This is a genomic window from Sphingobacterium sp. UME9 (genome assembly GCF_014170215.1).
GTDB classification, from domain to species: domain Bacteria; phylum Bacteroidota; class Bacteroidia; order Sphingobacteriales; family Sphingobacteriaceae; genus Sphingobacterium; species Sphingobacterium paramultivorum.
The window spans coordinates 361,389-388,004 of record NZ_LZZP01000003.1; the positions used below are offsets into that span (position 1 = coordinate 361,389).

General features: G+C 39.5%; 28 protein-coding genes. 15 read left to right on the plus strand and 13 right to left on the minus strand.

Annotated features, from left to right (window positions below):
• Positions 1 to 322: 322 nt before the first annotated feature.
• Complete coding sequence (locus tag A9970_RS03015; RefSeq protein WP_182332561.1) at positions 323 to 1,207, plus strand: AraC family transcriptional regulator; 885 nt, start codon at positions 323 to 325, stop codon at positions 1,205 to 1,207.
• A gap of 132 nt (positions 1,208 to 1,339) precedes the next feature.
• Positions 1,340 to 2,491, plus strand: a complete 1,152-nt coding sequence (locus A9970_RS03020) for an iron-containing alcohol dehydrogenase (RefSeq protein WP_182981234.1) — start codon at positions 1,340 to 1,342, stop codon at positions 2,489 to 2,491.
• Positions 2,492 to 2,929: 438 nt separating this feature from the next.
• On the opposite strand, the gene A9970_RS03025 is transcribed toward A9970_RS03020, so the two are convergent.
• Positions 2,930 to 3,505, minus strand: a complete 576-nt coding sequence (locus A9970_RS03025) for a hypothetical protein (RefSeq protein WP_182981235.1) — start codon at positions 3,503 to 3,505, stop codon at positions 2,930 to 2,932.
• A 69-nt stretch (positions 3,506 to 3,574) separates the two neighbouring features.
• Positions 3,575 to 4,354 carry a response regulator transcription factor gene (locus A9970_RS03030; protein WP_182981236.1) on the minus strand — a complete coding sequence of 260 codons (780 nt, stop codon included), beginning with the start codon at positions 4,352 to 4,354 and terminating at the stop codon, positions 3,575 to 3,577.
• A gap of 92 nt (positions 4,355 to 4,446) precedes the next feature.
• On the opposite strand from A9970_RS03030, the gene A9970_RS03035 reads away from it, so the two are divergent.
• The 7 genes from A9970_RS03035 to A9970_RS03065 all read left to right on the plus strand — a co-directional run bounded on the left by A9970_RS03035 (position 4,447) and on the right by A9970_RS03065 (position 11,522).
• Complete coding sequence (locus tag A9970_RS03035) at positions 4,447 to 4,698, plus strand: hypothetical protein (protein WP_075992144.1); 252 nt, start codon at positions 4,447 to 4,449, stop codon at positions 4,696 to 4,698.
• Positions 4,685 to 6,019 (plus strand): TolC family protein, encoded by a 1,335-nt coding sequence (locus tag A9970_RS03040; protein ID WP_182981237.1) that lies wholly within the window; start codon positions 4,685 to 4,687, stop codon positions 6,017 to 6,019. The genes A9970_RS03035 and A9970_RS03040 overlap by 14 nt, the downstream gene beginning before the upstream one ends.
• Positions 6,020 to 6,029: 10 nt before the next feature.
• Positions 6,030 to 7,076, plus strand: coding sequence for an HlyD family secretion protein (locus tag A9970_RS03045; RefSeq protein ID WP_182981238.1), 1,047 nt, complete (start codon positions 6,030 to 6,032; stop codon positions 7,074 to 7,076).
• A gap of 2 nt (positions 7,077 to 7,078) precedes the next feature.
• Positions 7,079 to 8,668: an MFS transporter gene (locus A9970_RS03050; protein ID WP_182981239.1), complete on the plus strand. Its 1,590-nt coding sequence runs from the start codon at positions 7,079 to 7,081 to the stop codon at positions 8,666 to 8,668.
• A 214-nt stretch (positions 8,669 to 8,882) separates the two neighbouring features.
• Positions 8,883 to 10,097, plus strand: coding sequence for a DUF3472 domain-containing protein (locus tag A9970_RS03055; RefSeq protein WP_182981240.1), 1,215 nt, complete (start codon positions 8,883 to 8,885; stop codon positions 10,095 to 10,097).
• Between the two features lie 93 nt (positions 10,098 to 10,190).
• Positions 10,191 to 10,778: a Crp/Fnr family transcriptional regulator gene (locus A9970_RS03060; RefSeq protein ID WP_182981241.1), complete on the plus strand. Its 588-nt coding sequence runs from the start codon at positions 10,191 to 10,193 to the stop codon at positions 10,776 to 10,778.
• A gap of 54 nt (positions 10,779 to 10,832) precedes the next feature.
• Positions 10,833 to 11,522, plus strand: coding sequence for an MBL fold metallo-hydrolase (locus A9970_RS03065; RefSeq protein WP_182981242.1), 690 nt, complete (start codon positions 10,833 to 10,835; stop codon positions 11,520 to 11,522).
• 108 nt (positions 11,523 to 11,630) lie between these two features.
• On the opposite strand, the gene A9970_RS03070 is transcribed toward A9970_RS03065, so the two are convergent.
• The gene (locus tag A9970_RS03070) at positions 11,631 to 12,101 is read right to left on the minus strand and encodes a DinB family protein (protein ID WP_182981243.1); all 471 of its coding nucleotides are present in this window, start codon (positions 12,099 to 12,101) and stop codon (positions 11,631 to 11,633) included.
• A gap of 124 nt (positions 12,102 to 12,225) precedes the next feature.
• On the opposite strand from A9970_RS03070, the gene A9970_RS03075 reads away from it, so the two are divergent.
• Positions 12,226 to 13,866 (plus strand): hypothetical protein, encoded by a 1,641-nt coding sequence (locus tag A9970_RS03075; protein ID WP_182981244.1) that lies wholly within the window; start codon positions 12,226 to 12,228, stop codon positions 13,864 to 13,866.
• Between the two features lie 152 nt (positions 13,867 to 14,018).
• Here A9970_RS03075 and A9970_RS03080 read toward each other — a convergent pair whose 3' ends face one another.
• Entirely contained in the window at positions 14,019 to 14,618 is a 600-nt protein-coding gene (locus A9970_RS03080) for a hypothetical protein (protein WP_182981245.1), read from the minus strand.
• 16 nt (positions 14,619 to 14,634) lie between these two features.
• Here A9970_RS03080 and A9970_RS03085 point away from each other — a divergent pair, with 16 nt between their 5' ends.
• Positions 14,635 to 15,273 (plus strand): hypothetical protein, encoded by a 639-nt coding sequence (locus A9970_RS03085; protein WP_182981246.1) that lies wholly within the window; start codon positions 14,635 to 14,637, stop codon positions 15,271 to 15,273.
• A 122-nt stretch (positions 15,274 to 15,395) separates the two neighbouring features.
• Here A9970_RS03085 and A9970_RS03090 read toward each other — a convergent pair whose 3' ends face one another.
• From A9970_RS03090 to A9970_RS03130, 9 genes are all read right to left on the minus strand, one after another.
• Positions 15,396 to 16,160 carry a LytTR family DNA-binding domain-containing protein gene (locus A9970_RS03090; protein WP_182981247.1) on the minus strand — a complete coding sequence of 255 codons (765 nt, stop codon included), beginning with the start codon at positions 16,158 to 16,160 and terminating at the stop codon, positions 15,396 to 15,398.
• The gene (locus A9970_RS03095) at positions 16,141 to 17,157 is read right to left on the minus strand and encodes a sensor histidine kinase (RefSeq protein WP_182981248.1); all 1,017 of its coding nucleotides are present in this window, start codon (positions 17,155 to 17,157) and stop codon (positions 16,141 to 16,143) included. Before A9970_RS03095 ends, A9970_RS03090 begins: the two co-directional genes overlap by 20 nt.
• Positions 17,158 to 17,277: 120 nt before the next feature.
• Positions 17,278 to 17,676: a DoxX family protein gene (locus A9970_RS03100; RefSeq protein ID WP_182981249.1), complete on the minus strand. Its 399-nt coding sequence runs from the start codon at positions 17,674 to 17,676 to the stop codon at positions 17,278 to 17,280.
• A gap of 26 nt (positions 17,677 to 17,702) precedes the next feature.
• Complete coding sequence (locus A9970_RS03105) at positions 17,703 to 18,746, minus strand: alpha/beta hydrolase (RefSeq protein WP_182981250.1); 1,044 nt, start codon at positions 18,744 to 18,746, stop codon at positions 17,703 to 17,705.
• A gap of 43 nt (positions 18,747 to 18,789) precedes the next feature.
• Positions 18,790 to 19,230 (minus strand): hypothetical protein, encoded by a 441-nt coding sequence (locus tag A9970_RS03110; RefSeq protein WP_182981251.1) that lies wholly within the window; start codon positions 19,228 to 19,230, stop codon positions 18,790 to 18,792.
• The gene (locus A9970_RS03115) at positions 19,227 to 20,207 is read right to left on the minus strand and encodes a heme-binding domain-containing protein (RefSeq protein ID WP_182981252.1); all 981 of its coding nucleotides are present in this window, start codon (positions 20,205 to 20,207) and stop codon (positions 19,227 to 19,229) included. The genes A9970_RS03110 and A9970_RS03115 overlap by 4 nt, the downstream gene beginning before the upstream one ends.
• A 127-nt stretch (positions 20,208 to 20,334) precedes the next feature.
• A complete protein-coding gene (locus tag A9970_RS03120; protein WP_182981253.1) occupies positions 20,335 to 21,108 on the minus strand; it encodes a thioredoxin family protein in 774 nt (257 codons plus the stop codon).
• Positions 21,109 to 21,141: 33 nt separating this feature from the next.
• Positions 21,142 to 21,600 (minus strand): protein-disulfide reductase DsbD N-terminal domain-containing protein, encoded by a 459-nt coding sequence (locus tag A9970_RS03125; protein WP_182981254.1) that lies wholly within the window; start codon positions 21,598 to 21,600, stop codon positions 21,142 to 21,144.
• 136 nt (positions 21,601 to 21,736) lie between these two features.
• Positions 21,737 to 23,035: an epoxide hydrolase family protein gene (locus A9970_RS03130; protein WP_182981255.1), complete on the minus strand. Its 1,299-nt coding sequence runs from the start codon at positions 23,033 to 23,035 to the stop codon at positions 21,737 to 21,739.
• A 378-nt stretch (positions 23,036 to 23,413) separates the two neighbouring features.
• Here A9970_RS03130 and A9970_RS03135 point away from each other — a divergent pair, with 378 nt between their 5' ends.
• The 4 genes from A9970_RS03135 (at position 23,414) to A9970_RS03150 (ending at position 26,558) form a co-directional block, all read left to right on the plus strand.
• Positions 23,414 to 24,361, plus strand: a complete 948-nt coding sequence (locus A9970_RS03135; protein ID WP_182981256.1) for an alpha/beta fold hydrolase — start codon at positions 23,414 to 23,416, stop codon at positions 24,359 to 24,361.
• 141 nt (positions 24,362 to 24,502) lie between these two features.
• Positions 24,503 to 25,294, plus strand: a complete 792-nt coding sequence (locus A9970_RS03140; protein WP_182981257.1) for an SDR family oxidoreductase — start codon at positions 24,503 to 24,505, stop codon at positions 25,292 to 25,294.
• 39 nt (positions 25,295 to 25,333) lie between these two features.
• Complete coding sequence (locus tag A9970_RS03145; protein ID WP_182981258.1) at positions 25,334 to 25,735, plus strand: heme-binding protein; 402 nt, start codon at positions 25,334 to 25,336, stop codon at positions 25,733 to 25,735.
• Between the two features lie 19 nt (positions 25,736 to 25,754).
• Positions 25,755 to 26,558 carry an AraC family transcriptional regulator gene (locus A9970_RS03150; RefSeq protein WP_182981259.1) on the plus strand — a complete coding sequence of 268 codons (804 nt, stop codon included), beginning with the start codon at positions 25,755 to 25,757 and terminating at the stop codon, positions 26,556 to 26,558.
• Positions 26,559 to 26,616: the final 58 nt, after the last annotated feature.

Genomic DNA, 26,616 nt, shown 5'->3' on the forward strand with positions numbered 1-26,616 from the left:
TTGACGATCGATTCAATTTAGGAAGTTTAGTTTCGGTTGATTTAATTGTATGGTCAGGTTTAATGCCTGGCCATTTTTAAGCTTAGGTTTAGGGACTGGGCTTTTAGAAAGTATACTCCGATCCGTAAAGGATTCGTTTATAATTTAGTTAAGGGGCTAGTCGAAAGATTAGTCCTTTTTTTAAAAATTAAGGAACAATTCTCACTGGATAACGTTCATTGAAGAGCTTCGAATGTTCTGATGTGAAGGAGAAAAATAGGCTTTCTATTCACGCTAGCTTGACGAAAAAGTAAATTTGACGAATTCAGAATAAATGCTTATCATGGCTTCTATGATAGTTTATCATCTAAAAGATATACAATATAAAGCTGAAAGGGCGATCACCCCTTTTCATATTTTTGATTTGGACAGGGAAGCTCTCGCAGCTTATAGAGAACCTCATACAAAAGACCATTTTTGCCTTTTGTTTGTTAAAAAAGGTCGGCTCAATCTGCAGGTGGAAGACCGCCGTTATACCGTCAATGCACCTCATATATGTGTCATCTTTCCCGGTCAGCTCTCCTCCAAAGAGTTGCTAAGCGACGACTTTGAAGGCAAATTGATCCTGTTTGACGAAGTACTATTCTGTTCGGATATCCTGAAAAACGAATTGAGTATTTACAACTACAATATCTCCGTAAAACTCAACCATATTGAATTGCCCGAGGCAGAAACCTCAGAAATAGAGATGCTGCTGGAGCAGGTCGAAAAATCATATCAGGATTTAACATCGATCAAGAAGGAGCAAGCGCGTTTCTACATCAAAATCATCTTACTCAAATTGGTGGAATTTGTCCATACCAAATGGGGAAACAGCCAGCTCAGTAATGAGAACGCAAAGATCTATGGTAAATTTCTGGAATTGTTGGAAAGGCATTATAAAACGGAGCGTACCGTGGGCTGGTATGCAGAAAAATTACAGCTGTCTCCAAAAAAGTTAAATGAAATTACCCGCAAGATTGCAGGACTGACCTCTATAGAAACCATTCATGCGCGGATTATGAATGAAATCAAACAACTGCTGCTGTTATCCAACTACTCACATAAGGAGATTGCCTTTGAACTCGGATTCAATTCACCTGCGGCACTGAACAAGTTTGTGCGCGCCAAACTGGATGAAACGCCAACCAATCTGCAGCAGCAATTGGCACAAATGTATAAGACTTAAGTCTATTATGTGATTTGATACGTTTCTATGCTGTGGTTGTGTTGGATCAAATGTATATCATATCGTAAGTAAAGTATAACATTTGCCTTCCCGGGCACAGTAACTTTGCATCAGAAATTTAATGTAAAATATATGAGCAAGTTATTTGTTGCCAGCGAAGTATTCCACGGGGCTGGTACATTGTCGGAATTGAAAAATCTAACTGGAAAAAAAGCCATCATCGTAACTGGTGGTCAATCCATGAAAAAAAGCGGAACTTTGGACCGTGCCATAAGTTATTTGACCGAAGCAGGATTGGAAACTGCTGTTTTTGACGGTGTCGAAGAAGATCCATCATCGGCGACAAGCCTTCGAGGTGCTGCAGTGATGACTGATTTTCAGCCTGATTGGATCATTGGTCTAGGAGGTTGCTCTGCAATTGATGCGGCAAAGATGATGTGGGTGTTTTATGAATATCCCGATGCAAATTTTGAAGCGATGACCCAACCTTTTAACGTTCCAACATTGCGTCAAAAGGCTAAATTCATTGCCATTCCATCAACAAGCGGTACAGGTACGGAAACCACAGGATTGGCTGTGATCACCGATCGGGAAAAAGGGGTGAAGTATCCAATCGTATCGTATGAATTGACGCCGGATATCGCTATTGTCGATGGTGAAATTTGTACCACGATGCCTGCACATATTACCTCCAATACTGGTCTAGATGCTCTTACACACTGTGTGGAAGCCTATGTGTCCAACATCGAAAATAACTATGCCGATGCCTTGGCTAAAGGGGGACTGGAAATTGTTTTCGAAAATCTGGAAGAGGCGGTCAATAACCCGACAAACATTAAAGCACGCCAAAATATGCACGATGCATCTTTTATGGGCGGACTAGCTTTCAACAATGCCTGGTTGGGTATTGTCCACTCTCTCTCGCATCAGGTAGGTGCACTCTACGGCGTCCCTCACGGAGCTTCCAATGCGATATTCTTGCCCAATGTGATCCGTTTTAATCTGACAGCTACAACAAGATATCCTGATTTGGCTAAACTTGTCGGTAGAGATTCGGCCGAAGGATTGGCACAGGAAATTGAAAAACTAAGAGCTGCGGTCAACAATATTGGCTCCCTTAAGGCATTTGGCATTTCCAAGGAAGACTGGGACAAAAATCTGGATTATATGGCCCAAAATGCTTTGCAAGATCCATGTACTGGCTTTAACCCGCGTAAGCCTAGCCTACAGGACTTAAAAGACCTTTATAGCGCTTGCTACGAAGGTGTGATTTACGAGAATTAATCGAACAGACCACAGAAAGCGGTTGTAGCGAAGGTGCGCAATCGCTTTCTTCTGAATAAAAAGCACTGCTCCAGCTGAAACCGCAACCAATGTCTTATAAACGAAACTAAGTTTCAATCGTTTAAAATAAAAGATGCTGTATCGATAAAGATGCTATCGATTGAGGGTGATCGGTAAATTTCTGTCGTTTGCAACGTTAATTCAATTCATGAAGATTAGCTTCATTCTTTATAGCATGCAGCGGTAAATTCTATAGAGCTGTACTAATAAGTTATTGTATTTTAAACTTTTTTACCGTGCTATTGTGTTATAGTGGAAAATGGGGTAAAGTTAATTTAGTATTATGGCAGATAATAGGACTGATGCACCAAGAGTAAAGGACCTGCGGAAAACGGTATTAAATAAAAAGTATAGCAGATGGATCAAATAACTTAAAAACTAATGATGCTTTTTGACAGATTCATCTATAAGTTTCATTAGATGATCGACAGTTTTAGCTACTTCTTCTTTCCGCACAACTAATGTCTTTTTTTCTAGATCTGGAGGAAGGGAAATCTTGCCATTAAATTCAGGAAGAAACATATTGATCATTTCCTGATTCATTTTATTGAAATTAAAAAAAGTCCATTTTTTGGTTTCGTCTTCTTTTAGCGCTAATAAGTTAGCTGAAGTGATAGCCATTTTGTTTTTTTCAGGCATGGACATGACCAGTACTTGGGGAATAAAGCAATACGCTATTCCATCAATCTTCGAGATATCCATATCGACATAGTTAATCATGGAATCAATTTTAACCCCGTATTTTATAAGAGAAGAATAAAGTTCTTTGGTCACCTTTGTTGCTTGCTCAACGCCGCCCATGCTTTCAATTATACGGGGCGATGTTTGACTTAGAATACCTTCGATATCTCCGGAAATAGACGCTTTTGTCATGGTTGAAAGTGCTTCCCTGAGCTGCGGATCTCTTTGCGCAGAGCTTATATGGTGAAAAATAGTTAATAGTGTAATTAACAAAAAAAATCTTTTTCGCTGGATGTTTTTAAACTTGTTGAACCAATTGTTGCTTTGCATAATGGAAAGAGGCTATTTCGTTTTAAATTCCGTAGGTCTCATATTGGTGAGCAGATAAAAGTTATTGCTAAAAGCCGCTATATTTGAATAGCCAATCTCGTAGGCAATCTCAGTCATATTGAAATCTGTATCGTTGATTAATTCCATTGCCTTAATAATTCGTAGCATTTTTAAGTACTGAACAAATGTAATGTGCAATTTATGCTGGAATAATCTGGTGAGACTGCGAACACTCATTCCAGATTGCTGAGCAATCATCGCTAAACTTAGATTTTCATTTAACCGATTTCTAAAACTGTCGATTATGGTATTGAGCCTTTGATCGTCTGTTGTAGGAAGTTGTATGGAGAATTTTTTGAGATTTTCTTTTGATAATACGCCTTTCAGCGTATTTAAAAATTCATACTCCCACGAACCTTTGTAATAATCACCTTGCCACTTCTCACTAAATGAGAGCATTTCTGCCAGGAGCTTACTCACTGGATAAATACCCAATTCCTCATAAAAATTACCAGCACTTTCTTCCGGAAAATAGATATTGATAATAAACAGGTCCTGCGTATTGAACATCAGGTTGTGCCGATAATTTTTTGGTATCCAAATATAATGATTTGAGGGAATATAGAAGTCCTTTTCGTCAGTCTGCAAGTAAGCAATCCCGCCATAAACTAATAACAACTGAGCTTTATTGTGCTGGTGAGCAGGCAAACGCTGCTCCGTTTGCTGTCGCATCACGAGGATTGAATCAGGGTTTTGATCAACAATATGTATTATTTGACTAAGAAATTCCATGTGGCCAAATTTAATAAATATTAGGCTAATTATATGAAACCATACTTCGCCATGCTGGATAATTTTGCAGTGTAAATAATAGTAAAGTCATTATGAAATATAAAATTATAACATCTCACAAAGATTTTAAACTTGAAACACAAGCTCAAAAGTCTGATAATAAATCACATCATTCAGATGAAGAAATTGACAGTGCATATATCTTCTGGTTTGCTTATGGGTATAACTATGCTTTTATGCCAATGGTAGATTTAACTTTTGCCTTTGATGAATTGAAAAAGATCGTAAAACCATGGCTAGTAAAAGGCAAGAAATATATAAAGAAAACCGATGAAACAATATAGAACAGTCCCTATTTTGGGCATATTGTTAGCCCTATTTGTACAATCACTCTATGCCCAGCATATAGAAAATGCGCGGGTATTAAGTTTGGAAGAAATTTGGAAAGTAGCCGAAACAAATAACCGTCAACTGAAACTATCCGACCTACATCTCCAGCAGAGCAATTTAGAAATATTGGAAGCGAAAGACCGTTTGTTGCCGGAGCTTTCGGTTGGTGGAGATGCAAAACTCAATTCCAAATTCCTGATCTATGACAATGGATTATTTTCTTCTCCACAGGATGTGCCTGTAAAAGGTTATGGTTATGGCGTGGGTTACAACCTGAACGTCAATCTTTACAATGGTGGTAAAGACAAAAGAAACATTGTCATGAAAAAGGAAGAAGCGGTACGCATACAATATGAAGTTGATCTGCAAAAGCACAGTGTAAAATATAAGGTTGCAGCTGCTTACTTTGATCTATACAAGTTTCTGCATTTCCATGATTTTCTTGATGCAGAAATTGGTGCAGAAAAAAAACAACAGGTACTCGTAGAAAGCCTGCATAAAAACGGCACTGTGCTAAAGAGCGATGTACTGAGAACCTCCGTAAAATTAGCGCAACTGGAGCTCAGCCTTTCTGATGTTACGAAGAAGATTGAAATCGCTAAACAACGGCTCAATATTCTGATGAGGCGTGAAAATGATGCTGAGCTGGCAATAAAATACCAAGATACAATCGAGTTAAGCGCTATCACTGAAGGTGACTATGAGGATTATGTAGACATCGCTTTTAACAAATCGCCGGCATACAAGATCGCCTATAGCACTGTCAAATTGAGCGAAATGAACATCAAACAGGTAAAAGCGATGCTGTTACCTAAAGTCTCCTTGTATTCGACTTACAATTACACCTATCCGCAGATTTCATTCTATCCGTATTCCAATGATTTATGGGGATTTGGTCAGACAGGGGTTAAAGTCCAGTTTTCTATCGATAATCTATACAAAAGCAAGCATTCCATCGCTCATGCCCAAGTGGTCAGTAATGAGGCAAGAGAAAAAGCGAACATTAAAAAAGATGAAATCTATCTTCAGGTAAAAGAAGCTTATTTGCAGCGGCAACAGGCTTTGGAGAGTATGGAAACAGCGGAGCAAAATATCATTAAAACCGCCGAAACTGTTCGTGTTATCAGAAGTAGCTACATAAACCAGGAATCACTTCTTACCGATCTTCTAGAAGCCGAAAATGCTTTACTGGAAGCTAAGTTTAATCTGACAACGGCACAAACAAACGTCAAACTTGCGCATATCAGGCTATTGGCAATTATCGGAATTCTTTAATACAAATATCATGAACAAAAATAAAACAGATAAAATTGTTGTAAGCTTAACCAAATGGTTTGGTATCACATTATTCGTAGGAATCATTATTTGGACAGCAGCTTATTTTTTCGAGGGATATCGCTATGAACAGACCAACGACGCTCAGATTGATGCCTATGTTTCCCCGATAAACGCAAAAGTAGGGGGCTATATCCGTAAAATATATTATAAGGACAATCAACAGATTAAAAAGGGCGATACACTTGTGGTGATTGAATTGGATGAGTACGGGCTGAAAAGAGATGCTGCGTCCGCAGAACTCATGAGCTCACAGGCCAAATTACCGATCTTGGCGGCAAGTGAAGAAACGCATGTTAAGAGCATTGCAGTCATCAAAGCCCAATTGGGAGGTGCTAAAGCGCGATTGAACCAGCAGCAAAAAGAATTTGATCGGTATAAAAATCTACTGGCGGACGAATCGACCACACAACAAAAATTCGACAACATCAGTGCTACTTTATCCATCACCCAATCAGATTATGACCAGACAAAAGCTTCTTTGCAGGTCGCCGAATCTAAACTAAACGATTTCAGGGTACAGCGCAATGCCATAGAGGCAGAGATAAAGATAAAAGAAGCACTTCTCGAAAGACAAGAATTGGACATTAGATATACCGTTATCACAGCACCTTTTGATGGACAAATCGGGAAGAAGACCATTCAGGCAGGACAACTGATACAGTCCGGACAGACTTTGGCATTCTTGGTGAACAGAGCCGAGGAAAAGTGGGTAATAGCAAATTTTAAGGAAACACAGATTGGGAAATTCAAAATCGGTCAAGCGGTATCTGTTGAAGTCGATGCTTTTCCAAATGAAAAATTCACAGGTACAATCGAGTCCCTTTCGCCAACCACAGGCTCCCGTTATTCGCTGCTTCCGCCAGATAATGCTACCGGTAATTTTGTTAAAATCATCCAACGTATTCCTGTTCGGATTAAACTGACCGATATGTCCGAAAAATTAACTAAGCTTTCTGCCGGAATGAATGCAAATGTTTACGTTTTAAAAAACTAACGATGCAAGCACATAAAATACCAATTTTTAAATCCTGGGTATCAGAATGGATGGCAAGGTCAGTCATATTTGCTATTCTCATGAGCAGTCTGTTTAGTTTTGCCTTTTACGGAAGTCCGGTTGCTGCGATGGGCTTTTACGGAATACAAGCTACCGATGTACAATATGGTATGGTCGTTATTTATGGTTCTACCGTAGCCTTTCTGGCTCTGGATTTTAGAATCGTAAAATATTTTGCACCAAGGGAATATCTACTGCTGGCACTTGCGGTAAATGTACTATGTGCTGTGGTCTGTTTTTATTTCAGAGATTGGGCATTATTTGTTTTCTGTCAGTTTTTGCAGGGTATTACCTGTGCATTGATGTCGGGAATTGTGTTACAGCTTATTTTTCCACGGTTACAGTCTGTACGTGCCCGTGTGATTGCTTATAGTCTCCTTTATGGCAGTATACAAATAGCTGTACCATTTTACTCCATCTATATCAGTGTCGTCATTCATTTCTTTGATTTCAACTGGATATTCTACGGATTTATTATTGTAGTCATTATGCTGACAGGTGTTGTTTTACTTACCATGAACAGTAAGGCCCGGTTTACCAGAAAAATACCACTGTATCAGGTGGACTGGATAGGCTATTTATTTTATGTGTCTTTTATCTTGATAGTTGGATACATCCTTGTGTACGGACGACAATTGGGATGGTTTGATAGTTCATTAATCAGCACACTTTGTTTAGTTAATTTAATTATTCTTTCTCTTTTTATTAGCAGAGAATTGAAACTTAAGCGACCATTAATCAATTTACAGATCTTTAGAACAAAGAATTTCGTTATTGGGCTTTTGCTTCTTTTTACCTTTTATATCTTTAAAGGAAGTACTGGGCTTGCCTATGGTTATCTTGAAGCGATTTTAGGAAACCATCCACTGAGTACCATTCCGATATGGATTGCCGTAATTGTTGGAACTGTTTTGAGTATGTTTATCATTTCCCGATTTGTCTTGATGGGCTATAACCTGATCCGGATGATTATTGTTGGTTTTGGGTTGATGGCAGTATATTATGCCTATATGATACTATTTGTTTCTGTACAGGGCGAAACGGCCGATTTCTTTCTGCCCATGTTTATTTATGGTGTGGCAACAGGTGTATTGTTTGTCCCGATTGTTTCATTTGCGGCATCGTCAGCGCCTTCCAAAATCGCCGTCAATGCCTCTCTGATTGGTATATTTTCAAGGTTCATAGGCTTTACAGCTAGTCTGGCACTTAATAATGAGCTTCAATTATTTGCAAAATCATCCGTAAGGGAAAAGGTGCGGGAATCGCTCACCGAAACCAGCCCTCAATTGCCTGTTACCTTACTGGATATTCAAAACCAGTACATAAATGCAGGCAGTGATATGTATACGTCAAAAACAGTATCTTCCGGCTATTTTAATCAAATGATCGGTCAGCAAATATTGGCTCGCGCTATCAGGGACTATTATGATCTGATGTTGACAGGTTTGATTTTTGTCATCATTATTCTGCTGCTTTTGCCTCAAATTCAACATGTTGTTTTGAGATTAAGAAAAGGAAATGTTCCTTATTAAGGTATTGTTATTTCAGAAATTATCAAAGCAAAGTATTATGTAATTCCAAGGCCGGGATCGAACAGTTGGCGCATGAGCCTATGGGCTACAAGATTACGCAACCGATTTCGTTTGAAGGAAATTTTCTGATCCCAAATTTTATAAATAATTTGTCGTAATGACGCCTTTTTTAGCAGTCAAATGTGTTAATTGATTTTTACTATAACCTGTTATTATGATGAGAGCTACACTGTGTGCGACCTTATTAAGTGCCCTATTGAGCAGTTCCTGTTCTAAAAGCATCAGATCTGATTTAAAACCCAAGGAATACAACGCACAAGAAACAAGCGGAAAAGACTTGCCCAATTTGAGCCTGTCGGGAAGTAATGCTGCACCTTCGCAACACCTAGTTTATGTTTTTAAGAATGATGCTATACTGAAGATGCACAAGATTAAAATCACCAATACCGCGAAGACTGAATACTTTTCGGTACTCAATTATCATGGTGGGTATGCTGGATTGCAAGATACACCGGATAAGAATACGCCCACACCCTATACCTTGATTGCATCATTATGGGACCTCAATACCAGCGCTGCTAACTATGCTTTTTATTCTTATAAAGCACCAACAACGGTGACAAGCCGCTTTGGTGGAGAAGGAGATGGACAGAAAACCGTAAATCCTTACGGATGGGAGTTGAACACCTGGTATAACGTGGTTCTACGGTCATGGAAGGAGAATGGAAAGATTTACATCGCTAACTTTATCCATAATGAAGCGACAGGGAAGTGGTTTCATACTTCTACAATTGGACGACAGGTGGAATCAGGATTTTTGGGGGCTGGCAATGGCGCATTTCTTGAAAATTGGGTAGGAGACAACCCTTTGTGGGATGGTCGATTTCACCGCAAAGCATTTTTTAAAGATTGTTGGAACTTAGGTGTAGATAACGTTTGGGAGAAATCGACAAGTCGATATTTTTCAGCGAATGCCAATGACGCCGGTCGTAATGGGTATTTCGACCGCGCCTTTAATGCCGGATATGATGCTACAGAGAATGCACATTTTATGGAGCATGGTGGTTCTGTAACGCCAGATGTGGCCTTTGGGACAGGTCGTAAGTTAGATTTACCGGAACAAACTAATCAAGGGGCTACTCCAATGTTAATGGCACTTAGCAGTAGCAATGAGTCCGCAAGATACCAAAATAGTAAAGTCATTGTTTCCTGGGCGATCAGTGATACCGGTGCCCCACAGTTAAGTTATAAAATTGAACTACTCGATCCTAAGGGAGCGATCCTTGCAAATAAGGAATTAATTAGGCCCGAGAAACGTGCCGATACGTTGAACAATACCTTAGCCACGGGTAATTATAATGTGCGTCTGACCATTACAGACATTTTCAATAAGCAATCCAATGCGAAAACAATTCGTGTAATGAAATAGTGCAGCTTGGCAATTATTATTAATTTTGTATGCTAGATTTTGTATAGGCCCCAAATTTTTTAAGATCGGCAATAGAGGACAAAATAAGATGATATGACGGATGTGCTTGAAAAATATCTATTCTCGATAGGGATGTTGTCTGCTGACGAAATAAATTTTTCTGTTCAGTTCTTCAAATCACTTGGTTTGAAGAAGGGTGATTTTTTTATTCATATGGACGAACCCTGTCGTCATATTGGATTCATATCCTGTGGTGCGGTAAAAGCATATGCTATTGACAAGGAGGGTAAAGAAAATATAACCTGCTTTAAATTTGAAAATGAATTTGTAACCTCATTCCCTGAGTTTGTCGCTCAGGAAAAATCCAGAAGGAGCATCAGGGCGGTGGAAAATAGTATGATCCATAGGATAAGCTATACTGATTATCAATACCTGCTTGGTCAAGTGACTTCTTGGCACAAGGTTATACAAGCTGTGATGGAACGGGAATATAGCCAAAAGGAACAATATCTCCTGAATTACAATAATAAGTCAGCTCTGGAGAAATATCACCATGTTCTTTCGAATGAACCCAAGCTCGTTCAGCGCATAGCGACACAGGACCTGGCATCCTATTTGGGCATTACACAGAGATCTCTTACACGGGCGAAGGGACAAATACACAGCCCCAAAGTATTATAGGACAAATGTCCTTATGTATTTCTGTTCAGTGATATAGATTTGCACAAAAAAGCTATGTTACATCAAATTGCCCAAGAAGTGTTCCATGTTCCATTGATGCCACGAAACAGTATCAACTGCTATATCGTAGAGGGTGTATTAGTTGATTGCGGGATACGCAGTTCATATAATGTGCTGAAGGATGCCCTTCAGAAAATACCTGTCCACCAACATGTACTTACGCATGCGCATGCAGACCATCAGGGCTGTAGTGATCAGCTCTGTGATGAGTTTGGAATACCTTTACTTTGCCATGGAAATGAAGTGTCTAGGACGGAAACAGGTATGGTAACCAATGACTACCCAAATCCCAAACATTGGATTGCAAAACTTCAACAAAAATACTGGGCAGGACAGGGTCACAAAGTCGACGGTACACTCGTTGAAAATGGTAGCATCGGAAACTTTCGGGTCATAGAAACTCCAGGCCATTCAAGCGGTCATATTTCTTTATTTCGTGAGCGAGATGGTGTATTGATAATCGGGGATGCCGCTACAAATATGAACCTGCTCACAACAGTGACTGGCCTAGGGCTCCCTCCAAAAATATTCACGTCGGATCAACAGCACAATATTAGATCGCTTCAGAAGTTGGCAGGACTGAATCCCTCCATCATATGTTTCGGTCATGGCCCGGTGATGCGAAATACGGACCGAAAGTTTGAGCAATTTGTAGCGAAATGCTTATCGTCGCTTAATTCGTGAACCAAAGTTCCTGAATGAAAGTAAAAAATAAAATAAGAAGTTCCTTATTTCTCGCGACGCACTAGTGAATTTCTCAAATTCAGGACTTTTATGAAAATCGTAAACATCTTATTGCCTTAGAAGTTTTAAGTAACTTAATATTATTCCACTGTGCTCGGCTTCGTGAAAGTTAGCCGCTTGAAGTGCTTGGATGTGATTATTGATAGAGAAGCCAATTGGTAAGCTGAACGGTTGGTATTCAACAAATACACCTGATGCTAAATCTTTACTAAGTTGGTTTACTGTATAAAGCAATAGATGTTTTATTTCATCAAGGTCTGGCGTATTTTTCCATGTATGTGGTGCGGTTCCAATTTTGAACGTTTCCATAAAATCCTGTGATATATGCATTGGAAGTCCACTACGCATATACATATGTCGCTGTTGGGAAGTGATACAGTGACCAATTTGCCAAACGATATTATTGTTAAAGCTTTCTGGAATCTTAAATAATATGTTATTATCAACTGTTTCCATTAATTGTAATAACCTGGTTCTGCTGGCTTTTAAAATTTCAAATTCAAATAATTCATTCGTCATAGTATTGGTTAATACTTTAAATTAATTTAATAAACTCATTGTGAATTTCATCTGATATACATATATTAACGAGTAAATATTCAAAGTCCAGTTAATAAATATTCTAAACCAAAATCTTGTAATTATGATCTATCTCAAGCTAAATATACACTATAAGATTTTGGTATTTATTTTTTTTCTTTCTAGCTGTACAACTGTAAATAGACCAATAGCTAAATTAAATAAGTTTACTCAAGGGGGAATGAATCAATTGACAAATGATTCATTAGGATTAAAGATTGATTTCTATGGGAACGCAAACCTCGGATCTAAGTATATAGATTTAAAAGATGTTAGGTCTGTTTTTCGAAAGAGAAAAATAAAGTTTCCATCAAAGAATATTGTTTTGTGGGGTACATATGATGTGACAAGAAACCCGATGTATTTTGTGGGTAGCTTGGAAACTTTTTTAGATGTCTCAAAGTTCACTGCAGATACTTCTATGTATCATTGTATTTATTATCGAAGTATTCAAAAAAATAGAGATAATATAATAAGTATTGTAGCGATCCCATATAAAAAAGATTCATTTCTTTTGATTAGCGAGGTTAGGACGGAGATCACCGATATGCAAGAAAGTGTTAAGGGTGTTTTAAACAGCATAAAAACTTCCTACAATTCTTTGGCTTACGGAGCAAAATTTGCCGAGCAAAAACCAGATGAAGAACCCGATTATTTTAGTATAGCTGAATCAGCTTTTAAAGATAGGGGATATGTTAACTATGTATATCCAAGAGATACCTTAGAAAAGCTTGTTCTGCAAAATGAAAACAGCCAATTTGCGAACGAGTTATTTAAATCATATAGTTCGTTTCTTGGTGAAAGTGTTCAATATGATAGCGCGACTAAACAAGAACAACAAGCAGTCGAAAAAACGGCTATTACAATCGACGAGATAGTCGAAAAAATTAAGGCACATCGAGTGCTTATGTTTAACGAGAATCATTTACAACCACGCTGCCGTTTGTTAATCAATCTTTTGCTATCAAAACTTTCCAAAGAAGGTTTTAATGTCCTTGCTTTAGAAAGTTTATCTGAAGATGAAGACCGGATTAATAGGTTGGGATTCCCAAATGTTGAGAGTGGATTTTACACTAGGGACCCAAATATGGCGAATCTCATTAGAACGGCAAGAATTTATGGCTTAAAAGTGATTGGCTATGAGGATTTTGGCAATGCAAGTCAAAGAGATCTCCAACAAGCTAAGAATCTTATTCAAAAAAGTGAAATCGCTACAAAAAATCAAGTTAAAGTTATTGTATTAGCCGGGGGAGGACATATTGATGAGGGGGATACTGGAGAAAATAAAAGTATGGATCAGTATTTTAAGAAACTGACTAAAATTGATCCTTATACGATTAATCAAGTTAAATTTTTAGCTATGCAAGAAATTAACGATTCAATATACGTTATGGATAACAAGGTGTTGAATGGTAATGACTTGTATTTATCAAATAATCTGAATAGCGATAAAATAGTGATTGGATCAAATGATTTAAATCGAAGATATCGTCTATTGAGTACTGATTCGACCAAATCAGGCAAATCTGCCATTTACATCTATCATGAAAAGGAATATCAATTGGATAAAACAGCGATCCCAGTTTACTTGTCACTTTCCCAAAAGGATTCGGTACAGATAGAGCTTCCAAAGGGAATATATAGATATCTCAAGAGAGATTACTATGGGGCTATAATTCATCAAGAAATTATTGAAGTGGAATGATAGACTGATATGAGTTGTGGTCGGAAGAACTGGAAGCCGCAACTTGACAATACTTCTTCATTTAAATCATATCAATCTTGAAGGGTAATTCGAATAGATAACCAATAGTTAAACTTAGGAGTCCGCTTTTAAATTTTGGCATTAAAATTAAATTACTCAGCGATCATCACCTTTTCCTCCTTGATATTATTTAGAAAATCCGTGTATTTTATGGGTAGCTTTTTTCTATGGTAATAAAAATAGAAGTCAAATGAGCCCCCGATGATTCCCTTTTCCGGAGCATATACAAATCGATCAATTCCTCGCTCAAAATCATAATTATACTCATGTTGAGTCCAATCCACATAGGTCCAAAACTGATATCCTGTTGCATGTGGTACTAAGGTAATTTTTTTGGATAGATATTCTCTTCTGTCCCGGGACCAATCTAAAAAGGAGAGCGGGTCTTCACCTATCCGATATAAAGGGAATTGTAAACTAGGGTAAGCGCCTTTAAAAATTTTTTCGAATTGAAGAACACTATAGGCCGAATCTTGTGTATTGATAGTCCCTAAGACATTCGTAAAAGCTTGCGGACGATTGCGGACTGCATAAAACTGTAACAAACAGTGTTTTGGTGCATAATAAGTATCTCCTTTTTTTATAATTAGCTTATAATCATTAAAATACTTTGTTGTTTGCTTCACAGTGGTGTTGAAGTACGATAACGTATTTTTTTTATGAAGCTCTTCCAGATCTTTAAAGTTAATCATTGAAGAACGTAAAAGTTTGCTGGATTTCTGCTTTATCATAGCTGGTAATGGTAGTTTATCGTTAAGAGCTTGGTTAAGTAAGCAGTTGTGGAAACAGGAAAACTGTGGTTTGGCGAAGATCGAACATGCAAAGGGGATGTATGCCCTGTATTATGATGAGACCCAGACTTTGGGTTACAAAGGCATCGTTGCTACACCAGAGAGTACTGAGGTTTCCTGCAGTTCTATCCGTAAGGAAGAAACACTTTGTGCGTATCTCTTTGTTAATCACGAAGCTTACTCTTCGTATTGCAAGTCCTATAATGAATATTTTAGCTGGGTTTCAGAACGCAATGAAGCGCGCTTTCGAGGGACAATGAATCACGGGCAGGGCTATGATGCCAAAAATATGATGCATACCATAGGTCTATTGCAACAGGCAAAAGAGATTTTGTCTAAAAGTGAACTACAGCTACAACGTTTCAATAGGGAAGAGCTCCTGCGCATCAAAAATGGTGCTTATAGCTATGATGAACTTTTTGTCTGGTCGCAAGAGCTCTTTCAGGAAGTGCAGGAACTCTGCTTGCACAGTTTACTTCCGGTAGCGCCAGATCAGGATAAGCTAATGCAGCAATTGGTTGACATGCGTAAGCAGCTTTATCAGATCAAGCTTTAATTCCTAATGCAAGGATCTATTCTGTTATTCCAAATGATCTTACGAACTTTAAATTAGATCGAAGACCAAAACCGGTTAACTTTTAAGTGGACATATTCGAGCATAAAGCGGACATTTGTATCTTAACGATCTTCCAGCCAACTGAGGAACTGGGCGGTCTTTTCTTTGCCTATAAGCAGCTTATCGTCTGTGGGGACAGTCAATTTGACATATAGCTTCCTGGCAAAATAATGTTCAACCTCTTTAACGGCCGAAAAACTGATTAAATACTGTCTGTTCAGCCGAAAAAAATCTTTGCCAGATAATTGGGTAGCCAGCTGATCCAGGGATTGACTGAGATCAAAATGCTCACCCTTAAAAGTCACCATGGTCGGAGAGGTGTAGTTAATATAGATAAAAGCAATATCTTCTGTCTTCACCGTCATGTACTTATTGTTTTTGAACACGAGAAAGCTCTTCTTTTTATTGTCTTCGCCACTGATCTTCTGGATCAGTTCAACAAGATTATTTTCGGTGGTTTTCTGAAAGAAATTCTTGAAATTATCTACCTTTTCAAAAGCGTTTTTTAGGTCTGTTTCTGAAAAGGGTTTAAGCAGATAATCAATTCCGTTCTCTTTTATAGCCTCCATTGCGTATTCACCAAATGCTGTGCAAAAGATAACAGGACATACAACCTTTACCGACTTGAATATATCAAAACTGATCCCGTCAGAAAGTTGTATATCCATAAAGATAAGATCCGGCGTGGCACTGTCAGAGAGGTAATCTATAGCTCCTTCAACGCTCTGGATCTTTGCCATGATCTTAGACTCTGGACGAAGTTTCGATATCAGGTTCTCGAGGGAACGGGCAGCTTTAATCTCGTCCTCAATTATTAGTATGTTCATATATAATGGGAAGTTTTATAGTAAATGTTTCAGTATCCATTAGGATACTGATCTCCTTTTCGGATAGATGAAGATAACGCTGGTTGATATTTTCAAGTCCTAAACCGGTAGAAGGTTCCGATATTTTCCTGGGCTGCATATTATTGCTGACAATAAGGTAATCACCTTCCTGCCCAATGGATATATGTAGGGGTTTCTCAAGTGAAACTATATTATGTTTAATGCAGTTCTCTACCAAGAGCTGCAATGTAAAAGGAGGAATAAAACTTCCATAAATTTCACGTCCTAGATTCAGTGAAACAACTAAACCTTCCTCAAAACGTGCTTTTAATAGGTAAATATAGGAGTCCATGATCTGTAGCTCCTCTCCGAGTGGAAGTAGGTTCAGTTTGAGTCTGCCCAAAGTAAACCTGTAAAAATCAGCAAGCTTGATGATAAATTCCGCTGACTGAGTGTCATTGCTTTCCACCATGTATTTTAACGTGTTGAGACTGTTGAACAGAAAATGCGGATTTACCTGCTGTTTTAAAAGCTCATACTGTGCTGCGAGGTTCGCGGACATCGAACGCTCAAGTTCCCGTACCACCTGCTGGTTGAGATAAGTCTGGTATAGGAGATGTATAAACATATAGAAAGTCAGGTTGATGAGTACACCTCTGACCTCATACATCAGCATTTTAGGTCCAAAATTGAGATGTGAAAGGATGTAATACTGTATTGAGGAAAGTACGAACATCAATACCAAACCAACTCCTAAACCTCTGAAAAGTTGAGGTGATATCACATTTTTGCTGCCCGTTTTCTTTGTATAGGCTGGTATCGAATGGATATTGTAGTACCAGATCAAAAGGGCAAAACCCGTGGTTACACCAAAGTCGGCAATACCCTCAGAAAGAATAAAATTATGGTCCACAATCTTTGGGATAGATGTTAGTATACCCAATGATATTGAACTGATCCAGATTAGTTTATGGGATATATAAAAAGGTGTCTTCATACTTTGCTCACGGTTGTTAAGCTGATAATGTTTTATATAATTTGCTGGTATTTCGGGCTGTTTGAAATGCCAGCAAATTAGCGAAAAATGTTTTATATCTAAATACCTGATACTTGTAATTTAAGTATTTAGATCTTTTGCTGTATAAATGACATGATTTATCCTATTAAATGAAAAATAGGTCACTGAAAGTATAGTAATGGCAACGCATGTATCGATGACGGAAGAAGGTTCAAGAACAGCAATTTTTGAGAAGAACGCAAAAATAATATCAAAATACATACCTGCGAAAACCCATTCCTTAAACCTTTTAAATCTATTCGGGATCAGTAATATGGTAACACCTAAAATTTTGAATACGCCGAGAATGTATATAAAATGCGCTGGATAGCCTAATTTTTGTGTGATGTCCCATACTGCAGGGCTATGTGTCAGTTCAAAAAAGCCGCTGAGCCCAAACCATATTGATATCAGAATACTTCCTGTAAAATAAATCTTTTTGTATGTTGAATTTTTCATAATATTTTTTGTGATTAATTTCTTTATTATTTAGAAAGTGAGTCGGCCTCGATAATGGCATCCGCAAATTCTTTGGGAGCTTCCTGTGGCAGGTTGTGTCCGATCCCACCCGTCAGGTTATGGTGTTTGTACTTTCCTTTATATTTGGAAGCATAGTTTTCAGGGAGTGGAAACGCCGCACCGTTGGCATCACCTTCCAGGGTCACGGTCGGTACGGTGATATCCGGTGATTTGGCGAGCTTTGCTTCAAGTTCGTCGTACTGTTTCTCTCCGGGAGCCAGCCCCAGCCGCCAGCGGTAATTATGGATCACGATAGCAACATGGTCAGGATTTTCAAACGATCTGGCCGAGCGCTGATAGGTTTCTTTATCAAAAGACCATTTCGGGGAGGCTGTTTTCCAAATCAGTTTGTTAAAAGCCGCTGTATGTGCTTTGTAACCTTTGTAACCCCGCTCCGTTGAGAAATAATACTGGTACCACCACAAGAATTCAGCAGCCGGTGGAAGTGGGATTTCATTTGCTTTGGGGCTTCCGATCAGATACCCGCTTACAGCTACCAGCGCAGAAACACGCTCAGGCCAGAGGGCAGCCATGATATCGGCAGTCCTGGCGCCCCAGTCAAAGCCCCCAACAACAGCTTTATCTATTTTCAAGGCATCCATGAAGGCGATGATATCGAGCGCCACAGCTGACTGCTGTCCGTTACGTACAGTCTTTGGAGAAATAAAGGTTGTTGTTCCGTAACCCCGGAGATAGGGCACAAGTACTCGGTATCCTTTTGCTGCAAGTAATTCAGCGGATTTTTCAAAACTATGGATATCGTATGGCCATCCATGGAGCAGGATAACGGGCTTTCCAGTTTTTGGACCGACCTCTGCGTAGCCTATATCAAGCAGTCCTGCCTTTATTTTTTTTGTATGCTGGAATGCGGAGTCTACGGTGTTGTCAGCCTGTACATGTTTATCCTGAGAAAGCTGTTGGGCGTGGACTAATGATATACCTGCTGTGGCAAGCAGGGATAACGAGAGGGTGAAAATCACCTTTTTGCCAAAATTTGCTATTGTATTCATTGGATCTGTTTTTTGTCGATTTTAAATTATTGAGTTGAAGCTATCATTGTGGAAAATTTACGGGATCAGTATCTATTATGTCGGCAATACGCTGCTCTCTGGATTCCCCGGAGGGTATTTCACCATATTCTGTGGTATAGTCCAGTTTGCCATCGCCGCCAGCTTTTACCGTCTCTACACGCAAGAGTTCACCGTTTACTTTACTCCCAAAATATTGCGGGTCTTCCAGCATTTTATAGGTAACAAGCTTGAGGGAAACGCGGTCGTGACTATGTCGGGCTCCTTCCAGGAGGGACAGGGCTTCTTTATTCCCGTATAATGCCGACATCGTCTGCCGGTCCATATTAAAAGATGATGAGATAAATTTCAGTTCGCCGGGTTCAAACATGAACCGTATTTTTCCATTCTCTTTATCTGATATGTTCTTGCTGCATGAGCCGAAGATTAAACTACATAGAAATAGTACGGATAAGATCTTTTTCATTTTTGGACAGTTTTTAAATATTGCTGGATCATTCTTTTGGAGTTCACTTTCGGCGGAACATTGAACAGGTAACCCGTCGATTCTCCGAGCTGCCTATGACAGCTGATACAGGACTGTTGGGCAAACAGTGCGGTCTTTCCGGTAGGTTTTAAATCTTGACCATTGAATTTCGCAAAGCCCCAGCCTTCGGTTTCCTTATATGTTTTTCCGTCTTTTACCATGTACTGCATGTTTACGAAATCTCCGGGCACGATATCTCCATTGGATTTTCGGGTCTGTTTAAAAACCGCCTTCGCCACTGCACTGCCATTGGGCCAGGGGTGGAAGTTTTCCTCTTCGATAGCGCGGATTGCGATGTCATTTCCGTAAATCACGCGTAGTGTATTGTCGATAAGCGTGCTCATCCCGATCACTTTCCAGTTCTTAAAATCGGCATTGTACGGGATTCCGTTCGGTGATACCGGGGCAAGGGCAGCTGTTGTTTCTAGTACGTTCGCAATACCCTGATGTGCAGGTAGCAAACCATCTTTTGCGGATAGCGAAAGGGTATACTGTTTTATGGTCGCTACTTCAACAGCAGATAGTTTTGAGTCCGGATGTGTGAGCGCATAGGAAGGCAGGGGCATCTTACCCGCGTTTACCATATTGTAAATGGCATAAAATTTACCTTTCTGTTCCGCATCGGAGAGCTTATCCCACTCGGAAAAATTCATCACTTCCCGCGCACGGTCAATATCCCTGTTCACGATCCACGATACCGGGGCAATTTTATCAAAGAACGATAGCCGCTGCTCATTGGAATGGCAGTTGAAACAGGAACGTTCTAGGATAAGCTGGACCTGTTTAGGCACATTTCTGATATGTCCGGTTACGGCTTTTTGTTCAATGGTTCTATTGAAAAATTGAAGGGCGATAAGACCGACCACAATGCAGATGAATATGGTGGGTATCAGTTGGATTCGCTTTAGGAGTTTCATGATCTTTGCTCTTTTGTTATGTTAAAATTAAGGTAAAGTACTACCCTAGGGAAGCTTAAAACAGTTGGACCGGACATATTGCAGTTTGAATTCTTCTTTTGGATCCCCGAAGTGGACAATCTATTTCCTAAAGGTTTATGCTTGTGGCAGCTAGTATTTCTCCGGATTTCTTGTCCTGCTCGAAAGCGATGATTTCCCATGCATGACCGGTTTCCGGAAGTTTAAAAGAAAAACTGTCCTGGGCTTTAGTGCCCATGCTCTTCAGCTCGCGTACAACCTGCACATGGGAGAGAGCTTTTCCGGCGTTCTCTCCCGCAGATACCTGAGAGGAAGCATGTTTCTGGACAAGAGCGACCAGGATGTCCGAATTTTTGGAGCTAGAGGATGATACATAAGCGATCTGGATATTTTTGCCTTCGGCTTTCAATACTTTTAAAGCAAGGGTTTCAGTATGTTGTTTCAGCATCGCGGACTGGATGCCGCTGATGACTTTGCCTGTTTCCGATCCGACCATTTCCTGTTTGCCATTGATGACCATCTGGGGGGTATATAAGGTACTTAGATTCATCCATGTGGCGTACTGTTTCTGTCTTTCGGTAAAACTGCTTTTGCTGAAGCGATCTTTCCATCCCTGATGATCCCAGTAATCGACATGAAAGGCCATGATATAAAGTTTTTTATTCAGGTTATCCTTCTCAAGTTTTGCAATAAGCTCATCTGCGGGAGGGCAACTCCAGCAACCTTCTGAAGTAAAGAGCTCGACCACGGCGAAGCTTTTGTCGGAGTTGCTGCTTTTGATCTTCTGCAGGTTTTTATCATTATTGATACCCTTGAAGGCCATGATCAGGGCAATGATCAAAGGCAGACTCAAAACGTATAGTATTTCTTTTATTGATTTCATGATCTAAATTTTTAAGCTGTTTATAGTTTGTTGTTAGTTGAAGATTTTTAGGGAGAAGCCGAAATCTTGTGGCGGAACACATACCTGATCGCTGCACTGCATAAACTGAATGGTTCCCCGGATTGTTCCATTTTTGCCCTTTAATCTGATCTTCTGACCGAACTCGACCTCATTTTCAAAATAGGTAACTGGCATGCCCAGAAGTTTATCAAACTTCAACAGTGGGCTGGGCTGGCTCACATTTCCCACCAATTGGTAAGATCTGTCAGGCTCGAATTTAAAATTCATCTTGATCGGGCTCAGGGTGCTGTTGCCCAGTGCATACATATGCCATCCGGGGGCGATCCTGGCCTTCATCCGGATTTCTCCTTCTTCGGGGGATTTCCTTTTAAGCGTGCATTCCCATATCACCTGACCGGATAAGGTCTGTCCTTTTGAATGTGAGCAGAACATCATTAGAACTGTCACTACTAAAATTGCTAATCTGTTCATTTCTATATTTTTAATTGTTAAACCTTAAATTCTTTGTACAAATAGACCGGAATTATGCTCTCGCTGCCACTGTAAACTGCTTGAAATAGACGTTTTAAGCCCTGAAATGGACAGTTTGGATCATAAAGGAAAATCATCACAGTTGATCCCGCAGCGTTTTAAAAGCGTTCCTCATTTCCTGGGTGAAGAGCTTCGGCTGTTCCCATGCCGCAAAGTGCCCACCTTTTGGTGCGATATGATAATAGTATAAAGAAGGATAAGCCGCTCTCGACCAGCTTTCTGGTGCTTGATAGATTTCATGCGGAAATACTGAAATAGCTACAGGAATTTTTATGCGCTTTGTTTCCTGATGTTCGGAACTGAAATTGTTGTTATTATTTTCCCAGTAAAAGCGGGACGAGGATGCTCCGGTATTGGTTAGCCAATACAAAGTTATATCGTCAAGGATCGCATCGCGGCTAATTACCTTTTCTGGCTGGAGGTTACTTTCTGACCACTCAGCGATCTTTTCGTATAAAAACGCTGCTAGTGCAGTTGGAGAATCAGAAAGCAAATAGCCTGTAGTTTGTGGCCTAGTCACCATCATCCCGCCATACGCTGCGTTTCTGCCAAAGAAAGTGCGCATTGAATTATAAGCCTTTGTTTCTTCTGGAGAAAGACTTGTCGGAGCGGGATCACCGGCGTTGATTGGTTTTACCAGGTCTGCAGGGATTGTGGCCGGCATGGTCAGGTGGATACCCAATAGCCCCGAAGGAGCCTGTCTGGCAAGCGCGTCGGAGATTACAGACCCATGGTCTCCACCTTGAGAAACATATTTTGTGTAGCCCAGACGTTTTACCAAAATATCCCAGGCTTTGGCAACACGGTCAGGGTTCCAGCCAAGTTCTTTAGGGATTTCGGAAAATCCATACCCTGGAATTGCGGGAATGATCACATCAAAGGCATCTTCAGCTTTACCACCGTATTTGACGGGATCTGTAAGTGGGCCTATAGCATCGATAAATTCCAAGGGTGATCCTGGCCATCCATGTGTAAGGATGAGGGGTAAGGCACCTTTTTCCTTTGAACGCACGTGGATAAACTGTATGTCAAGTCCATCAATCTTGGTGACAAACTGTGGCAGCGCGTTCAGTTTGTTTTCAAGCTTACGCCAGTCATAGCCATTTCCCCAATAATTGATCAGTTCTTTTAACTGGGCTAGCTGTATGCCCTGTGATTCATCGTTTACCGTTTCGCTATCTGGAAACCGGGTCTCCGAAATACGTCTTTTCAGTTCATCAAGTTTAGCCTGTGGAATATTGATCTTGTAAGGTCTGATACCAGTTTCTGAGTTTACGCTTTCCGTTTTTGGTATGGTGCGCTGTGCATTTGTAATTGTAGGAATACATAGTGCGCATGTCGCTACCATAAGGATTGTTGTTATTTTTGTCTTCATTTCTTTTTTGTTTTAGATTTTACGATCTGATTTCTTTTGTTGCAACAAATATATGTGGGGCGGCGTGGGTGTTAAACGGAGAATAGGTTCAAGTGGACATATTCACAGGTGAGCTGGGAGTTTTAAAGCTCGAACAGGAAGTTCCATTTTTATAAATCGGATTGAAAGTAAGATATCGGTAGATAAAAGAACCGGCTATGAAGGATTTTGATAGAAAGCATTGTCCTGTAATCAACGTAGAGGTACTTTTCTATGAAACTATATGAGCCGCGGAATTGACTAATTCACTTACAAAATTGTCCGGTTCAACTGTTTTGGGTATGTAGTGCTTTGAGGATCGTTTTAAGTTTGCTTCATAATCATTAAAACAATAATAAAATGAAGACAATCAGAAAATTTACTATCGCAGGCGCACTATGTTTAAGCCTTTTTTTCGCAATATCGATTTCGTGTAGCGACGATAATGATTTACCAATAGGGCAGGAGACGACCATTGTAAATCACAAAAATGCGAAGACCAGCTTTATCAATGTGAAAGGAACAGATTTCGCTTACCGAAGTTGGGGTAAAGATGGAGGAATTCCGCTAGTATTACTACCTGGAACAGGTGGTTCTATGGATGATTGGGATCCTGCCGTGACCGACGGTCTCGCGAAAGAATACAAATTGATCATATTTGATAATAAAGGAGTGGCATCTTCCAAAGGAGCTACCCCCAATACTATTCAGGCAATGGCTAACGATGCCATTGATTTTATCAGAGCAATGAATTTAGGGAAGGTCAATATTATGGGATTTTCCATGGGCGGATTCGTGGCTCAAAGAATTGTTTTGACGGATCCCAAACTAATTAATAAAATAATTTTAGCTGATAGTGGGCCCAAGGGAGCTATTGGTCTTTCCAATCTTCCAAATATAATTGCTGGAAGTGCAGGACTTAGTCCCGAAGATTCCTACTTAAAATTCGGATTTACCGATTCACAGTCAAGTATTGCGTCTGGAAAATCATCTTATGCTAGAGTTCATCAACGGATAATTGATAGAGATCCAGTGCTTAGCGATGCTAGTTCGTCTGCTCAGTTTACGGCTGTACTAACCTGGGCACAGCCAGACCCTGGAGCACTGGATGAAATTAAGGCTATCAAAAAACCTGTTTTAATCGTACATGGTGATCAGGACCTTCCAATTTCCATTCAAAATGCCCACAATATGAAACAAAATTTAGAAAACGCTATACTTTTAGAATTTTCAGATTCTGGGCACGCCGCATTTTATCAAAATTATGAGACTTTTTTAACAAAGGCTATTGCATTTCTTGCTCCATAGGTTATCTGAAACAAAAAATGATAAATAGCTAACACCCAACAATTGCTTGGACTTTCTGCCAATATAATTTTGAACTTCTCACGAATTAATTTCATCGCTAATTAGTCCAATTTTGCTGTATAACTTTTAAATACAGAAAATATGAGCAAGAGAATTTTAATCACAGGAGCTGCAAGTGGATTTGGAAAAATTGCCGCTTTTGATTTAGCAAAAAAAGGACATAAGGTGATTGCAACAGCGCAAGTTTATCCGCAAATGAGCGACTTGATAAGAGAAGCCAAAGAGCAAGGCGTAGAAATGACTGTGGATAAATTGGATGTAACCAATGCTACAGATATCGCTTATATCACTAAAAAATACGATATCGATATTTTGATCAGTAATGCGGGAATTATGGAAGGTGGTCCGATTGCGGAGCAGCCTATAGATCTAATCCGTTCGATGTTTGATGTCAATGTTTTTGGTGGATTGCAACTGGCACAAGGTTTTATCAAAAAATTTATTGACGAAAAAAGACCTGGTAAAATTGTTTTCACAACTTCTATGGGAGAATTATGGACTGTTCCTTATGTGGCCGCTTATTGTGCATCCAAGCACGCAATGGGATCAATCGCTGAGGGGTTGAAAACAGAATTGGCGCCATTCAATATCAAGATTGCAACCTGTAATCCGGGTATTTTTGGAACCGGTTTTAATGATCGAGGTGTTGATACAATTTCCCGTTGGTACAATCCCGAAACCAATTTTACACCTCCATCAGCATTCGATGGTACTGCCGAAGCTTTGGCCAACCAGTTAGATCCTCAATCGATGGCGGAGTGCATCGTTGATGTGGCTCTAGATGAAAATTCGAACTTCAGAAATGTGCATCCAAAAGAAACTGAAGATTTTGTAAAACAATTACAGGCAGAAGCCTGGACGGCTAAAAGCTAAATAGAAATCCACAAAGCACGGATCATAAAATATTGAAAAATGAACATAACTTATAACGAAGCAACGAAAGCCTTAAATGCTTCCATAGAAAAAGCGAAAGCTTTAAACATTCCCGTAAGCATTGCAGTGGTTGATGCTGGGGGACATCTGCTTGCTTTTGCAAGATTAGACAGTGTCTTTGGTGTAATAGAATTTGCCGTAAAAAAAGCCAGAACCGCCGTAATGTTCGGTTTAGATAGTGACATAATGGGCACAATCGTTTCCGGCGCAGATATTCACGGATATGGAATGCTGAATTCAAATGATGGACTATTGACCATAGCTGGAGGTGTTGTGATAAAGGATAAAAACGGGAATATCATTGGGGCTGTAGCTTCTTCGGGGGGCTCTCCAGAACAGGATAAAGAAATCGCGGGTGCAGGAGCTGTCGGGTTGAATTAAAATTTAAGATATTTGTGGTATGGAAGCAAAGCGTGAAATTATTTTTGATAAGTTGGTCTATTCCTGTGTATTTGAAAAGCATAGAGGAAATGAAGAGTTTATTCCCGAGCATTTCTTAGGATTTCAATTATCGGGAGAAACACACGCTTTTCACGCTGATGGAAATAGCATGATTCCTGAAAACGTCGTCGTATTGGTCAGGAAAAATCAATTAATAAGAACGATAAAATATCCTGCAAAATCGGGGAAATACCAATTTGTATCCATTACGTTGGACAGGGAAACATTGCAACAGTATGCCTTGGAAAATAAAATTGTGGTGGACAAAAAATACACCGGCAAACAGAAATTGTTATTTGAACCGGATGATTTTCTGCAAAATTATTTCGTTTCATTGGCTCCATATATCAATAAGAAAAAAGAAGCAACGCCACGATTGGCAGATTTAAAAATCAGGGAAGCCATCGAGTTATTATTACAGTGCAACCCTGATTTTAAACAAATTCTGTTCGATTTTTCCGAACCCTACAAAATAGATTTGGAAGAATTTATGAACCAGAATTTTATGTTTAATGTATCAGTAACATCTTTTGCAAAACTGACCGGAAGAAGTCTTTCCGGCTTTAAGCGAGATTTTGCTAGAGCATTTGGTACAACGCCAAAAAAATGGCTATTGGCAAAGCGTTTGGACGAAGCCCATTATTTAATCAGGCACAAAAAACAAAAGCCATCCGATTTTTATCTGGATCTAGGGTTTGAGAACTTATCCCATTTTTATGCTTCGTTTAAAGAAAAATTTGGAACAACCACAACTGGGCTCTAATAGAACAATGGAATTTTTAGGACAATTGGGCGTATTGTTCAAGCTATATCGCGACAAC